The 13,905-nt window shown below is 71.2% G+C and carries 11 protein-coding genes; 10 read left to right on the top strand and 1 reads right to left on the bottom strand.

Features of this window, described 5'->3' with window-relative positions; all coding sequences use genetic code 11:
• Nucleotides 1–438 precede the first annotated feature (438 nt).
• From ABZ861_RS22355 to ABZ861_RS22325, 7 genes are all read left to right on the top strand, one after another.
• Complete coding sequence (locus ABZ861_RS22355; RefSeq protein WP_361632753.1) at nucleotides 439–1,224, top strand: helix-turn-helix transcriptional regulator; 786 nt, start codon at nucleotides 439–441, stop codon at nucleotides 1,222–1,224.
• Nucleotides 1,221–2,423, top strand: coding sequence for a M20/M25/M40 family metallo-hydrolase (locus ABZ861_RS22350; protein WP_361632751.1), 1,203 nt, complete (start codon nucleotides 1,221–1,223; stop codon nucleotides 2,421–2,423). Before ABZ861_RS22355 ends, ABZ861_RS22350 begins: the two co-directional genes overlap by 4 nt.
• A 187-nt stretch (nucleotides 2,424–2,610) precedes the next feature.
• The gene (locus ABZ861_RS22345; RefSeq protein WP_361632749.1) at nucleotides 2,611–2,745 is read left to right on the top strand and encodes a hypothetical protein; all 135 of its coding nucleotides are present in this window, start codon (nucleotides 2,611–2,613) and stop codon (nucleotides 2,743–2,745) included.
• A gap of 131 nt (nucleotides 2,746–2,876) precedes the next feature.
• Complete coding sequence (locus ABZ861_RS22340) at nucleotides 2,877–4,757, top strand: asparagine synthase-related protein (protein WP_361632747.1); 1,881 nt, start codon at nucleotides 2,877–2,879, stop codon at nucleotides 4,755–4,757.
• Complete coding sequence (locus ABZ861_RS22335; RefSeq protein WP_361632745.1) at nucleotides 4,754–5,470, top strand: lasso peptide biosynthesis B2 protein; 717 nt, start codon at nucleotides 4,754–4,756, stop codon at nucleotides 5,468–5,470. The genes ABZ861_RS22340 and ABZ861_RS22335 overlap by 4 nt, the downstream gene beginning before the upstream one ends.
• Before the next feature lie 56 nt (nucleotides 5,471–5,526).
• A complete protein-coding gene (locus tag ABZ861_RS22330; RefSeq protein WP_361632743.1) occupies nucleotides 5,527–7,497 on the top strand; it encodes an ABC transporter ATP-binding protein in 1,971 nt (656 codons plus the stop codon).
• Nucleotides 7,498–7,567: 70 nt separating this feature from the next.
• Complete coding sequence (locus tag ABZ861_RS22325) at nucleotides 7,568–8,206, top strand: hypothetical protein (RefSeq protein ID WP_361632741.1); 639 nt, start codon at nucleotides 7,568–7,570, stop codon at nucleotides 8,204–8,206.
• Nucleotides 8,207–8,233: 27 nt separating this feature from the next.
• Here the strand turns inward: ABZ861_RS22325 and ABZ861_RS22320 are convergent, their stop codons facing one another.
• Nucleotides 8,234–9,271, bottom strand: coding sequence for a hypothetical protein (locus tag ABZ861_RS22320; protein ID WP_361632739.1), 1,038 nt, complete (start codon nucleotides 9,269–9,271; stop codon nucleotides 8,234–8,236).
• Nucleotides 9,272–9,451: 180 nt separating this feature from the next.
• Here ABZ861_RS22320 and ABZ861_RS22315 point away from each other — a divergent pair, with 180 nt between their 5' ends.
• Genes ABZ861_RS22315 through ABZ861_RS22305 form a run of 3 tightly spaced genes read left to right on the top strand, consistent with a single transcriptional unit; the run spans nucleotide 9,452 to nucleotide 13,862 of the window.
• Nucleotides 9,452–10,606 carry a tyrosine-type recombinase/integrase gene (locus ABZ861_RS22315; RefSeq protein WP_361632737.1) on the top strand — a complete coding sequence of 385 codons (1,155 nt, stop codon included), beginning with the start codon at nucleotides 9,452–9,454 and terminating at the stop codon, nucleotides 10,604–10,606.
• On the top strand, nucleotides 10,603–13,197 hold the full coding sequence (locus ABZ861_RS22310; protein ID WP_361632735.1) for a site-specific integrase: 2,595 nt from the start codon (nucleotides 10,603–10,605) through the stop codon (nucleotides 13,195–13,197). The genes ABZ861_RS22315 and ABZ861_RS22310 overlap by 4 nt, the downstream gene beginning before the upstream one ends.
• Complete coding sequence (locus ABZ861_RS22305) at nucleotides 13,194–13,862, top strand: hypothetical protein (RefSeq protein WP_361632733.1); 669 nt, start codon at nucleotides 13,194–13,196, stop codon at nucleotides 13,860–13,862. Before ABZ861_RS22310 ends, ABZ861_RS22305 begins: the two co-directional genes overlap by 4 nt.
• The last annotated feature ends 43 nt before the right edge of the window (nucleotides 13,863–13,905 follow it).

Below are 13,905 nucleotides of genomic sequence, written 5' to 3'. Positions count from 1 at the left end.
TCGTACCGTTCGCGGGAAAGTGCTCCAGTGAGGCGAGTCATCCACCCACTCGTTGATGCACTCGCGTGCAGTGCCAACCGTGCCAGCAAGCCGCGCATCGCACTGGGCAGGGGGACTGTAGCCTGTCGCGTCTGGGTGGCAGCATCGCTCACCGGACGAGACGGATCGGCTTGGGGGCACGGTGCAGGGCAGGAGCGGCTTACCGGGCGGGGACCGTCGGCGGATCCACACGGCGGTAATGGGCACGATGAGCGGCTTCTTTTTGTCGTCGCGTCCCGGGAGAGGGTCCAGGCGCGGGCACAACAGAACCAGAGCAGAGCTGCGACCCGCAGCACGGTGTAGCCGCGACTCCGCAACTCGGCACGCGGTAATTGCCCAGCGCCGGTGCTCTGCCTGCCGTCCACGTACACCCCTGGGGGATCGGTGACCGGATCGACAATGACGGATTCGGCGCTCAAGCGCGCTCGGCTGGCGCAGAACCTGACCCAGGAGGAGGCTGCTGACCAGCTGAACGGGATCACGGGCGGCGCGACGGACGCGAGTCTGCTCAGCGCGTGGGAGTCGGGGCGCAAGCGTACGGGGGTGAGGAATCGCCGGGCGTTGAGCCAGCTCTACCGGGAACGCTCCGAGGTGCTCTTCGCCCACCAGGACGGGCGTGATACCGCCAGTGCTCTGGAGGCCACCGGAACCGACGTGGTCGTGCGGGTGCTCACTCGGTACACCGATCTCGTGGAGGCCATGGTCGAGGTCGTGGCCGGTGCGCGTGAACACCTGGTGGTCACGGGATCTCGCAGTCGGGAGAAGGCGTACCTGGCGGCGATCGAGACAGCCGTGGCGCAGCAGCCCGACCTGGTGCACTACCGGGTGCTTTACGGGCCGCCGCGTCACCGCGGGTTGTTCGAGCACCTGGTGCGGCTGCTGGAGCTGCGCGACCCCGGCGAGCGCCGCAACGGCGTCAAGACGCTCCACATCGGGCTCGTCGAGCCGCTGGAAGCGATGGAACGCTACTTCGTGGCGTCGGAGACCGCGGCCGTGGTCCCGTTGCCGAGCTTCCACGGGGCCGAGGGGTTCGACTGCGGGGTCATATTGGGGCGCGAGGCCGCGGTGGGACTGGTGCAGCATGGACGGGAGGCGTGCGCGTCCGCGCGGCCGGTGGAGACGTTGGAGGCCGTTCGCGCGCTGCCGGTCCGGCACGGCGCAACGCCAGGACTGGGAGAAGCGTGAAGAAGGACTTGGTGGCCCATGCCGCTACGCGGTCGGCATCTGTGATCGAACTGGCCCAGGAGCTGATCCGCAGGCCCAGCCGCGGAGGAATCGACGACTACGCGCCGGTCCTGACCGTCCTGGAGGACTGGCTGACCAGGGGCGGGCTGCCGCACCGGCGTCTGCATGACGAGGCGGGCCAACTGGTGGGGCTGCTGGTCGAGATCGCCGGCGGTCGGCCGGGGCCGTGGTGGACCTTGGACGCCTGCGTGGACACCGCCTCCTTCGGCGACGAGGAAGCGTGGACGTTCCCGCCGACGGCCGGAGACATCGTCGAGGGGTTTCTGCGGGGCCGGGGGGCTGCCGACTCCAAGCTCGCCGCTTCCGCGTTCTGCCACATCGCCGCCGACCTGCTGCCTCATGCCGCAACCCTGCGTGGTGGTCTGGCGGTCCTCCTGGATGTCGACGAGCACACCGGCGGCTTCGGCGGAGCCCGCGCGTACCTCGCCGACCCGGAGGCCGCCATCCCGGCGGGCGTGATGATCGGCTACCCCGGCTTGGACGACGTCGTCGTCGGCGGCCGGGGCCTGTGGCGCGCGACCCTCATGGTGTCCGCGCACTCCGGGCATTCCGGCTCCAGCCGGAGCGTGCTGAGCGCCGTCTCCCGTGCCGCACGCCTGGTCCAGCTGCTGGACACCGCCGATCTGCCGGGCCCGCCGGCGGCGGACGCTCCGTTCATGCTGCCGCCGAAGCTGTCGGTCACCGCGATACATGGGGGCGAGGGCTTCTCTGTGGCCGCGGACCGGTGCGATCTGAACGTCGATGTACGCACGACCCCGGCCTTCGACTCCCATGACGCCGAGACGCTGGTCCGCAAGGCCGCCGCCGAGCTCGACGCCGAGCTGCCCGGCCCCGCGCCCACCCGGATCACACCGGTCGCCAGCTGGCCGCCCTTCCAGTTGCAGCCGCACGAGCAGCCCGCCGCCGCGCTGATGAAGGCCGCCGCCACTATGGGTCTGACGGTGCGGGCCAAGACCGCCGGCCCGTCCAACATCGGCAACCTGCTGGCCGGACAAGCCGGAGGCATTCCGTCGACCGCCGGATTTGGCGTTCCCTACGAGGGCCTGCACGGGATCGACGAGCGAGCCAGCCTCGCGGAGCTCCCACACGTGTACGCGGTCTACCACCGAGCCGTCCTTGACCTCCTGAACGCGCGCTGACCTCAGCACCTCCCGCTCGAATACCAGTTCTGTTCCAGGTTGGGTCCTACGAAGTACCCAACTTCTGCTCTGTCGGGCGGGGTTGGCGCGCGGTGTCATAGAGGAGTTCGAGAGGCCGTACGGGAGCTGTCAGACACCCCGGACGGCCGGCGGACATCCGAAGCGCGACGACTACCGGAGGTACTCCATGGACACCACCGCCACGACCGCCGAGACCGAGACCTACACCGCACCCATGCTGAGCGCGCTGGGCACCGTCACCGGCGCCACCCTCGGCTCCGCGGGCAACAACAACGCGGACGACACCCAGTACTGGCAGTAGTACGGCGCCCCCAGCGGGGCGTGAACGGGTGAGCGAGCGCCCGGAGCGTCGGCCGATGGCCGGCGAGCCGGGCGCTCGTTCGGTGAACAGCGGCAGACCAGTACACGGACGAGCGGGTCGGGGTGGCCACCATGCGGTTCATTGCCGGAACATTCGATACAGGGCGCGGTAGTTGGGCCGGGAGCGACTGGCGCCCTCGGGAAGCCCAGGACGTTTTCGCCGACCGCGCGGCGCGAATCTGGGCGAGCGGGTTCGATCCGGGCGAGGTCCGCCGCGGCTCGGACCAACACGGCCAGGCCGACCTCCTGGCGATCGGATGCTGCCTGGCCACCCGCGAGGAGTTCGCAGCGGCACGCGCGGCCGCCGAGTGCGGGGCCTGGACCGCGGCGACGCGTCTTCCCGGCTCCTTCCTCACCGTGGTGCGCGACCGTGCCGGGCTGCGCATCGCCGGTGACCGGGCCGGGACGGTGACCCTGTACTGGATCCCCACCCACGAAGGCGTGTTGTGGGCGACGGCGGCCGCCCCTTTGGCCGCGTTCGCCCAGGCCGAGCCCAACCCGGCTGTTCTGCTGGGCGCGTTCACGGTGCGCGGCGTCGACGTCCTGGCCGCCGACAGCTACTTCCACGCGGTGCGCCGCGTTCCGCCCGGCCACGCTCTCATCCTGGCGCCCGGTCGGCAGCCGCGAACCGAAGCGCTGCCGGTGCCTTCGGCCGTGACGTCCTTGGAGGAAGGCGTCCCGGCGGTGCGCGAGACCATCGCCGCCGCCGTCGGCCGGCGGGCCACCGTGGCAGGCCCGATCTCCTCGGATCTCTCCGGCGGCGTCGACAGCGGCACCGTCACCAGCCTGGCCGCCGCCTGTGGGCCGCTGCTGGCCGTCACCTACACCGACGCACGCATGGGCGAGCAGGACGACATGCGCTACGCCGAGTGCATTGCGCACGACCATCCGCAGATCACCCATGCGACGATCGACGGCACCCGGGCCGGCGTGCAGCACTTCGACGGCCTTCAGGACCCGGATGTCCTGCCGTTCACCGACACTCCGTCGTTCACGCTCGGCCTGCTCGCCATCAAGACCGCGCAGCTCGCGCCGGCCACCGCCCACGGATCGCGTGCCCACCTGACGGGCCGCGGCGGCGACGACGTCCTGGACGCTGTTCCGACCATGGTCATCGACCAGTACCGGGCCGGGCATCGCAGGGAGGCGCTGCGCCGTACCGCGGCGTTCGCTCGCACCCGCCGCGCCGCCCTGTGGCCGGTGCTCGGGCAGGCCGCCCGCACGCAGCACACCCTCTACCCCCAGGCCCTCGCCGACCTGGCGGACACGATCAACGCCGGCTCCGAGAACGCCGCCCAGTCCGGTCCCGGGACATCGGCCGCCCAGATGCTCACCTGGTGCGGGAGCAGCGCTGCCACAACCTGGCTCACCCGCGCCGGCCGGGCGGCGGTCGCCGACCTGGTCACCACCCGCGCCCAGACCGCCCTGTCGGACACCACTCCCGGCGCCCTCCACGAGCGGCTCGCCCTGGAACTGATGGGCGACGGCCACGCCACCTTCGACCAGATCAGCCGCCAGCAGTGGGGCCTGCCCGTCCACGCCCCGCTTCTGGACAACCTCGTCGTGGACGCCTGCCACGCGATCCCCGGCTACGCCCGCACCCAGCCGGGCGACTTCAAGCCCCTGGCTCGCGCCGCCTTCACCGGCCACGTCCCCGACTACCTGTTGCACCGGCGCACCAAGACCGCCTTCACCAGCAGCCTGTTCGCCGGACTGCGCGCCAACGCCCCCGCCCTGCGCCGTGTCCTCGCCGACTCCCGCCTCGCCCAGGCCGGCCTCCTCGACGGCACGAGGGCGCTCGCCTCCCTGGACAGCGCCGCACGCGGTGAAGGCGCGCCCCTGGCCGCGCTGCACGCCCTGATCGTGACCGAGCTGTGGCTCGCCACCCTGCCCACGGCCCGCACCACGTGGTGGGAGCAGACCACCGTCCATGCACAGGAGGTCACCCTGTGAGTACGCGTCCCGGCGTCTACGCCGCCCCCAGCCCCGACGGCATCGCGTTGATGGACATCCGCGCCGGGCGCGGCCAGTGGCGCTTCCTCGATCGAGTCGGTGCCCACCTGTGGCAGAAGATCACCGACGGCGCGACCCCGGCCGCGGCCATCGACGACCTCACCGCCTACTGGCACAGCAAGGGCGCCGACCCCGCCCGGGTCCGCACCGACCTCACTGCCCTCGCCGGCGACCTCGAACGCGCCGACCTCCTCCATCACGCGGCCCCCGCCGCACCGCCCGACCGCACCGAGATTCGGTTCGCCACCGCTGTCTCCGTCAGTGCTGCCCAGCAACTGGCCGGGGGCGTTGGCCTGTTCGCCGCGCTCCTCCTGCTCCGCCTCCTGCCCATCCGCCTCGCCGTCGCCGTCGCCCGCGCGGCGACCCGCCTGCCGGGACGCGCCGCCCTGCCCCAGGAGGCGGAGGCCGCCTTCACCGCCGTACGCCGCGCCGCCCGTCTTTGGCCCGGCCGCGCCGCCTGCCTGGAGGAATCCCTGGCCGCGCACTTCGCGGCCGCGCTCACCGGGCACCGTGTGCGGTGGGTCATCGGAGCCCGCTTCGTCCCCCAAGGAGCCCACGCCTGGATCGAAGCCGGCATCGCGATCATCGGTCAGGACGAGACCGACCGTGTCTGGCCCTACGTCCCCGCTCTCCAGGTGGAACGCTCGAACTGAAATTCGCCACCCTTCGCCACCACAACCACCCGTATGGGTGAGGCGTTGCCCAGGATGTGACAGACACCGCGCACCGCAGCGCCACCCGCGAGACCCTCACGACCGCCGCCCCGGGGCGGCGACGGCATCGCCTGCCGTGGCCGCGCCGCCGCCCTACAGGCGGGGAGCCCATCCCGCAGTACACGGTCAGCGCCGAGCGCCACGACAACGCCCTCGCCGACGACTTCACCACCATCGCCCGGCGCCTGCCCGACCTGGCCGCGACCGCGCTCCGCCTGGCCTGGGACGCCGACCGCCGCGCCGTCCTGCTCACCGCCCTCCTGCAGCTGGCCACCGGCGCCATCACCGCGATCGGCCTCTACGCCACCCGCGGCGCCCTCGCCCCGCTGCTTGCCACCGGGCCGACCGCGGAGCGCATCCAGACGGCGCTGCCCTCACTCGCCCTGATCACCGGCGCCGCCGTCGGCCGCTCCCTGGTCGCCGCGACAACCCTGGCCGTCACCGCCCGCATCGGCCCGCGCGTCGATGCGATCGCCGAGCTGCGCTATCTCAACGCCGCCACCCGCGTACCGCTCGCCGCATACGACGACCCGGCCTGGTGCGACCACAGCGAAGCCGCCAACCGGGCCTCCAAGGACGCCCACTTGATGATCGAAGCGCTCACCGCGCTGACCGCGGCCCTCCTCGGCCTGCTCGCCGCCGCCGGCATCCTCACCGCCCTCCACCCCGTACTTCTCCCTCTCCTGCTGCTCGCCGTGATCCCCAGGGGCGCCGCCGCCGTCCGTGGCGCACGCGCGGCCCACCAAGCTGAGCGGCACACCCTGGCCGACCGCCGCCTGCGTCACAACCTCATCTACTGCACCGCCGGCCGTGCCACCGCCCTCGACGTGCGGGCCAACACCATGCGCAGCTGGCTCCTCGGGCAGTTCACCACCGTCACCGACCGGCTCACCGAGCACGCCGCCCGCATCGGCCGCACCACCGCCCACTACCAGCTCCTCGGCGACACCATGGCCGGCGGCGCCGCTCTCGTCGTCTACGGCACTCTGGTCTTCCTCGTCCTCGGCGGCCACATCCCCGCCGCCGCGGCGGGCACCGCGTTCATCGCCGTCCAGACCTGCCGCCTGCTCCTGGGCCAGCTGGTCACCGGCATCAACTCCACCTACAAGACCGGCCTCTACCTCGGCGACTGGTCCACCTTCCTCACCGACGCCGAACACCGCTCCCAGCTCCCCACCACACCCGTCCCGGTACCCGACCGGCCAGCCGTCATCGCCGCGCACAACATCACCTTCCGCTACCCCGGAAGCGAGCTGCCCGTGCTGGAGGACATCAGTGTCACCGTGCGCCGCGGCGAGGTCCTGGCGATCGTGGGCGCCAACGGCGCGGGCAAGTCCACCCTCGCCAAACTCCTCGCCGGCCTCTACACCCCCATCACCGGCACCGTCACCTGGGACGACGTGGACCTGGCCGCAGCCGACCCCGAACAGGTGTGGTCGCGTCTCGCCCTGCTGCCCCAGGACATCGCCCGCTGGCAGGTATCCGCCCGCGACAACATCACCCTCGGCCAGGGCGACGGTGACGACGAGACCGTGATGGCCGCAGCGCGCGCCTCCGGCGCCGACGCCGTCATCGCCTGCCTGTCCGACGGCCTCGACACCAACCTCGCCCCCTCCCAGTGGGGCGGACGCGACCTGTCCGGCGGGCAATGGCAGCGCCTGGCCGGCGCCCGAGCCTTCCACCGCAAGGACGCACCCGTCCTCATCTGCGACGAGCCGACCTCCGCCCTCGACCCCCGCGCGGAGGAAGCCGTCTACGACCGCATCCGCGCCCTGAGCGAGGACCGCACCGTCATCCTGATCACCCACCGCCTCGGCTCCACCCGCGCCGCAGACCGCATCATCGTCCTGGACGGCGGGCGCCTCCTGGAAGAGGGCACCCACGACTCCCTCCTCGCCGCCGACGGCGAGTACGCCACCCTGTGGCGAAAGCAGGCGCAGACCTACGCCGGCCAGCCCCAAGGGTGAACCTGCGGCGGGCCGGGCCACTCCGTTCACCTGGCGAGAGGCCGACCGCGAGGGCTCTACGCTGGTCACCGTGGCAGACATCAGGAACACCAAGGCGTTCAAGGCCCTCGCGACCCAGACGGAGGCCGAACTCCTCACCCGAGGGCTGGACGTCGTCTCCGTAGCGGTGACCAACGTCCTGGCTCACAACGTGGAGATGGTGGCCGACCGGCTGGGGATCCAGCCTCGCTCCGCCCTGCGCTACATCGAGCCCTCCGCCGTAGCAGACCAGATCGCCAAGGCCAGCGCGGCAGACACCGACGGCGCTCACACCGTCCACGGCGTCCGACCGGTCCGTGTCGATGACCGCACGGTCTTCATGCCGCGCTGGGGCTGCTCCCGCCCGCTCATGGCCTTGGCCCAGGCCGTCAAGTACGCCTCGAGCAACGGCGACTCCCGCACCGTGCAGCACGCCACGGACCTGGTCTTCGAGATCGGCCTCGCGATCGGCGCGGACTCGGCCAGCGACAGCGTCGGGCTTCCGATCGGGCTGCTCGACGAAGCCGCGGACATCATCGGGCAGGTCGCCGGTCGCATCGAGACCGACGGATGGAGCGTGTGTCCGTGCGGCGAGGATCACGGACAGGCCGAAACCGACGACAGGGTCCCCGGGGTGATGCGCGGTGACGCCGAGCTCATCAGGAAGATCCGTGCCAAGGGCGACACGTAACCGCGCCTACGAGGCTGTCCGGGACGGTCAGCGGCCGCCGTCGCGGGTGGTGATCATGTCGTTGAGGTGGCGGATCTGGCGCTGCTCGGCGTCCTCCACGAGCTCGCATCGCCAGTCGTAGTGGACCCGGTAGAGCGACTCGGTGGCCACCGGCACGGCCGAGCCGTCGAGGGGGACGGTGGCCAGGTGGACGCTCCCGCCGTACAGGGCCACGCAGGTCAGGACCGCACTCAGGTAATCGCGCCCGTGCTCCTCCAGGCCCACGGTCCCGTCCTTGTGGGCGTGCGCCACCTCGTGCAGACCCACCGTGCGCGTCTCGTCGACGTCCGTGAAGGCCGGCGCCGGGTCGAAGACGTGGTGCGGGCACTGGCTCACGGACGTGTCGCGGACGGCGACCGTAATGTTGATATCGGTCCGTGAGCCCGCCGCCCCGGCGGTGTTGATGATGTCGAGGAGCCGGTCGCGGGTTGCCGCTCCCTGCGCGTCGATGGTGGTCCACAGCGGGCCGAGGCGGTGGCTCTCCAGGTGGAGGTAGAGGCTGATCATCAGCTCCGCCTCGGCCTGGGTCATCGTGACCTCGGGCAGCAGGTCTTCCGGGTCGGCGGCCGGACGCAGCGGGGAGGGCCGGAACGTAGGACTGGCCGTCTGCGTACAGCTCAGCGGCAGGCCCTCGATGGAAGGCCGCACCGCGACCACGTCGGCAAGCTCCACCAGGCCGGTCGCCGGGTTCGCCCAGGTGCCGCGGAGCGCCGGCCGAGGCCGGTCGGTGTAGGTCTCCATGATGTGCATGCGGTACCAGGCCGGCGCGGCCTCGCCCCAGGACTTCCACAGAATCTCGACGGTGGCGGGGTCCTCGGGGCTGCAGTCGCCGAAGATCCACTGCATCTCCTCGAACGCGGCCGACGGATCCTCGGGCGGAACCCACAGGCCGAACTCGTTCCAGGCCCAAGGCGCGTCGCACTCCTCGCCACAGGACTGCGCCACCAGCTGGAGATAGTTCCGACTCGCCTCCCGGAGGGCGACGGCGTCGTCGCCGGCTTCAGCGAGACGGGGCTGATCACTCACGGCAGCACTTCCTGGAGTCGAGGAGGGTGTGGCAGGCCAACGGGCCGCAGCCAGCCTACTGGCGTGCGGGAGCCGAGCTGGCCGGTCCTTGAAGTCTTGCCTGCACATCTGCTTGGTGCGCTCACGCACAGCCCCGCCACCGGTTACTCCGCTGAGTGATTGAGCTGCTACATTCCGCTTGTGTTCGTTGTGGACAGGCCCACCGCCGAGATCCTGCGGGTCGAGGTCACTGACACGCTGGCCTACTGGACGGTTCTTGCCGGGCCCACCTTGACGGTCGTCGAGGACGTGGACGGCTTCCTCTGCCACTTGCGCTTCGGCCGGTCCCGCGCGGAATCGACTACGAAGACGTACGCGGGTCATCTCAAGCGCTTTCACACCTGGTGCGACGAACACGGCCTGTCGCGGGAGCACGCGGCCGCCGAACTCTCGCACTACCTGATGAAGCTGAGGACCACGCCGCGGCTGACGAGCGGCCGCGGCCAGGGGCAGCTCCCGCAGGACTCGACGCTCACCCCCGCCCTGGCGGCAATCCATGGCTTCTACCTCCACCTGGCCGACCTCCGCCGGATCAGCGCGGAGGCGGTCGACGCCCTGTTCGTCACCGCCCCGCACCCGGCGACGGGGAAACTCGTCCTGGAGCCGCGCATCCGTGTCGATGCGCGGCCGAACCACGCTTCCGGGCGGGCACCGGCCGCCAGCCACGAGGAGTTCGCCGCGCTCCTGCGCGCGACGAGGACCGCCCGCGACCGCTGCATGGTCGCTTTACTCGGTGCGTGCGCGCTGCGTGTCGGCCAGGTCGTCGGTCTGTTCCGCGAGGACATTCACCTCGTCCCGGCCGGCAGTACTGTTCCGGGCTGCCCCTACAGCCTGGGCCCTCACCTGCACCTGGAGAAGCGTGATGGTCATCCGCGCGGGGCGGCGAACAAGAACCGCGGCACCGTCGTCGTTCCCGTGCCCGGACCCGTGGTGATGCTCTACGCCGACTGGATGCGCGAACGCCTCACCATCCCCGGTGCGGGCAACGCCGTTTGGGCCTTCGTGTCTTTCCCGGGTCCCACGGGAGAGCCGGGCGGGCAGGTTCTCGGCGCGCGGCGGGTTCAGGACCTTGTGTCGGATCTCGCCCACGACGCCGGCATCCGGCACATCCATCCGCACATGCTGCGGCATACCTTCGGCGAGACCGCAGCCGACCTCGACGTCGCGTGCGACGTCCTCCAGCGCCTGCTCGGCCACCGGGACGTGACCAGCCAGCACGTGTACCGCAACCCTTCCGACGCCCGGGTCGCCCACGCCGCCCAGGCCGTTAACGACAAGATCTTCGGACCGGCATGACGACTTCTGCGCCTTTGCCCGCCCCGGCTCCCGCAGGCGGGTGGGAGCCGGACTGGGACTACCTGGCCCGGCACGGCCTTGACCGCTCCCCGCTCCAGCTGCGCTTCCCCCTGGGCGCCGACTGGCACTCGCTGCGCCACTGCCGGCACACCGGGTGCGACCGGCCGGCCACGAGCTGGCCGTGGCTGTGCCACCGCTGCGCGTCCGACTGGCGGCAGGCCGGCGCCCCGGGCGACATCGACAGCTGGTGCGCGAGCGCGCCCGTCCCACTCGCCCGCCGTACCTACGCCGAGCATCGGTGCCAGGTGGGCTGCGACCGTGCCGCGGAGGTTCATGGCCTGTGCAAGAGCTGCGCCTCCGAGCGCCGGGTGCTGAATCTGACCGTCGAGGAGTACCTCGCCCGGGGCCGCGCCCCTCGTCCGGGCTTCGGGAAGTGCCTGGTCCGCGTCTGCCCGCGGATGGCCGTGGTGCGGCGGAGCCGGCTGTGCCTGCCCCACCAGAAGCAGTGGTCCAACGCGGGGACGCCCGACCGCGAGGCCTGGGCGCTGACGGCAGCAGCCATCTACACCTCCGTCGACGTGGTCCCGCTCACCGATCTTGAGGCGACGGTCGTAGTGCAGGTGCTGCGCGGGTACGAGGTCCAGCTCCGCGAGGGCGGCCGGATCAACCCCGCACAGGTCAAATCGGCGGTTCGCTGGCTGTCCGACCAAGCGGTCGACGACCTGGCCGCCGCGGAATTGCCGCTCAAGGGCGCGAAGACGACGTACTTACGGCTGTGGCAGCAAACCCTGCCGCTCCTGGAGGCCGACCCGGCCACGGAACACACCCGGGCCCTGATCAGACTGCACATCCTCAACCCCCGCTACAAGGGCGGGAGTGTGGATCTGCGGGACGTCCACGCCCCCTGGGTCACGCACCTCGCCCAGCAGTACCTCCTCCGTCTGGCGGCCGCCGGCGCCTCGTCGGCACGGTTGACGCTGGTCGGCTTCGCGGCCCGGTGGTTCGCGATGTTCCTTCGCACCCTGCCCGGCGAGGGACGAAGGCCGGGCGACGTCGGCCGGGACGGCATGCTTGCCTACCTGCGCTGGATGACGCACCGAGCCCGTGACACCAGCGACTACCAGACCCTCAACGATGACGACCCGGTCCGGCAGATCATCGCCGAACGCCTCCTGCAGTCCCGCCGAGCCGCCGGGCCTCTGCTGGTCACCCCGGTGCGCCACTACGAACTGGTGAAGACGCTGCGTGAGATCCTCGAACACGGCAGGGCATGGCTCGCGGACAACCATGCGGCGGACGTCCATCTGCTGGCAATGGACGTGCCGCCGTACCCGGAGCGGGACGACACGGCCAGCGAGCTGGAGGGCCGCTCCCAGGACGCCCTACCGGAACAGGTCTTCCTCCAGCTCATGGACGAGCGCAATCTCGCCCTACTCCCGGCCGGGACCCGCCGCAACTGCGTCGAGCTGGCCATGCGCGTGGGCCGACGACCCTGGGAGCTCCGTCACCTGGAGTTCGACTGCCTCCAGTGGCACGACATCGACGTGGAAGACCCGGACGGGACGGTGCGCCGCCGGTCCTACCCCTTCCTCGCGTACTGGATGCAGAAGGTCCGCCGACGGCACAAGCTCCCGCTCCACCCCAGCGACGCCCAGGTCATCACCCGCCAGCAGGACCACCTACGGCGCGAATCCCCACACCTGTTCCACGAAGATGGCCGGCCCCGCTCCACCCGCATGGTGCTCTTCCCCACCCCGCGCCGCTCCCGTGCCAACGCGCTCGGCGAGCGGCCGTACGACAGCAGCACGATCGGCTACTGGCTGGAGACCTGGCTTGATCAGTTCGCCGTGACCGACGAGCACGGAAAGCCCTTCGACTCGGCGCGGGTGTTCCCTTACGCCTTCCGGCACACCTACGCTCAGCTCCGCGCCGATGCCGGCGTCCCGCTCGACATCCTGCAAGTCCTCATGGCCCACCAGGACCCTTCCACCACACAGGTCTACTACCGGCCCTCACACCCCCGGCGGGTGGAAGCGGTGCGCGCCATCGCCGCCAGGTACCAGTTCGACCTCACCGGCGGCCGGATCCGCGCCCGCGACGCCGACGACGACATGGCCGACCGGATCCGCGCGGGCGTCGGCTCGGTACCCGTCCCCGCGGGACGCTGCCACGAGATGAACAACGTCCGCGCCGACGGGCACGGCTGCCCGGTGTACAACCGCTGCTTCTCCTGCACCCTCTACACCACCGACTTCACCCACCTGCCCGAGCTGCACCAGCTGCGCGCCGGGAAGGCGGAGCAGCTCGCCGCGCTGGAGAGCGCCTACGGCAACGTGCTCACCGCGGGGCCATTGAGCACGGCGAACCTGGAACTGCTGCGCCGGGAGATCCAGCAGATCGACGAACTCGTCGGCAAATGCGAAGCCGACATCGACTCCCTCACCCACGAGGAACGAACCACGGTGGAGTCCTGGCTCCACACCAGAGACCGGTTCCTCACCGTCATCCCCGTAGCGGCAGTTCTGGCCGGACGGCAGCGTCTGGACCAGCCGACCGTCGACCCGATCGTCACCGAATCGACGACCGGATGACGCGCCCCTCCGCCCCGCGCACGCAGCCAGGCCAGGCGCGGATCCCCGCCGGACGTACCGAAGCCCTCGACGCCGGCAGGGCGGCCGCCGTTCAACGACGCCGCGCCGACAGCGAACGGTGCCGACAGCGGGTGCGCGACGTCCTGGCCGCAATGCGCAAGAGCCGCCAGACCCTCTCCGACGCGGAGATCACCCGGCGAGCCGCCGTCAACCCGCAGTACCTCCAACGCCACCGCGACCTCAAAGCCGAAGCCGAGACCGTCCGCGCCCACCTCGCCCAAGACCGGCCGCGAGCGGCGGCAGCAGCGACCGCCCGAAAGGAAGCGGCCCTCGAAGTCGAGAACCGCATGCTCCTGGAACAGAACGCCGCCCTGCAACGGACCCTTCACGAAGTCCAGAACGAGCTACGCACGCAACGCTCCCACAACCTGGGCGCCCGCCTCCGCGACGGCCTGAACGCTCGCTCGTTGCGCGACACGGAGCTGGAGGAACTGCGCGAGCAGAGAGACGCCGCGCTCGCAGCCGGCCGCCAAGCAGAGACTGCCATGCAGGCACTCCGCAACGTCAACCAGCGGCTGATGATCGAGAATAGTCGACTGATCGCCGCAGATGCTCCGGAACCACCCCGGACAGCCACAGCCGCCCCCGAGCCGCCCGGCCCTTGAGAAGCCCACCGCTACACGGAGTCTCCTGTCCATCCCTGACCGC

This window comes from Streptomyces sp. NPDC046985, from assembly GCF_040644415.1.
In the GTDB taxonomy this organism is placed as follows: domain Bacteria; phylum Actinomycetota; class Actinomycetes; order Streptomycetales; family Streptomycetaceae; genus Streptomyces.
Note: the sequence above shows the minus strand (reverse complement) of the source record. Positions and strands in the feature narration are given on the sequence as shown.

What these genes read in the sequence shown, in the direction of transcription:
- ABZ861_RS22355 (WP_361632753.1), top strand. Translation starts at nt 439, where the DNA reads ATGACGGATTCGGCGCTCAAGCGCGCTCGGCTGGCGCAGAACCTGACC.
- ABZ861_RS22345 (WP_361632749.1), top strand. Translation starts at nt 2,611, where the DNA reads ATGGACACCACCGCCACGACCGCCGAGACCGAGACCTACACCGCACCC.
- ABZ861_RS22305 (WP_361632733.1), top strand. Translation starts at nt 13,194, where the DNA reads ATGACGCGCCCCTCCGCCCCGCGCACGCAGCCAGGCCAGGCGCGGATC.
- ABZ861_RS22340 (WP_361632747.1), top strand. Translation starts at nt 2,877, where the DNA reads ATGCGGTTCATTGCCGGAACATTCGATACAGGGCGCGGTAGTTGGGCC.
- ABZ861_RS22310 (WP_361632735.1), top strand. Translation starts at nt 10,603, where the DNA reads ATGACGACTTCTGCGCCTTTGCCCGCCCCGGCTCCCGCAGGCGGGTGG.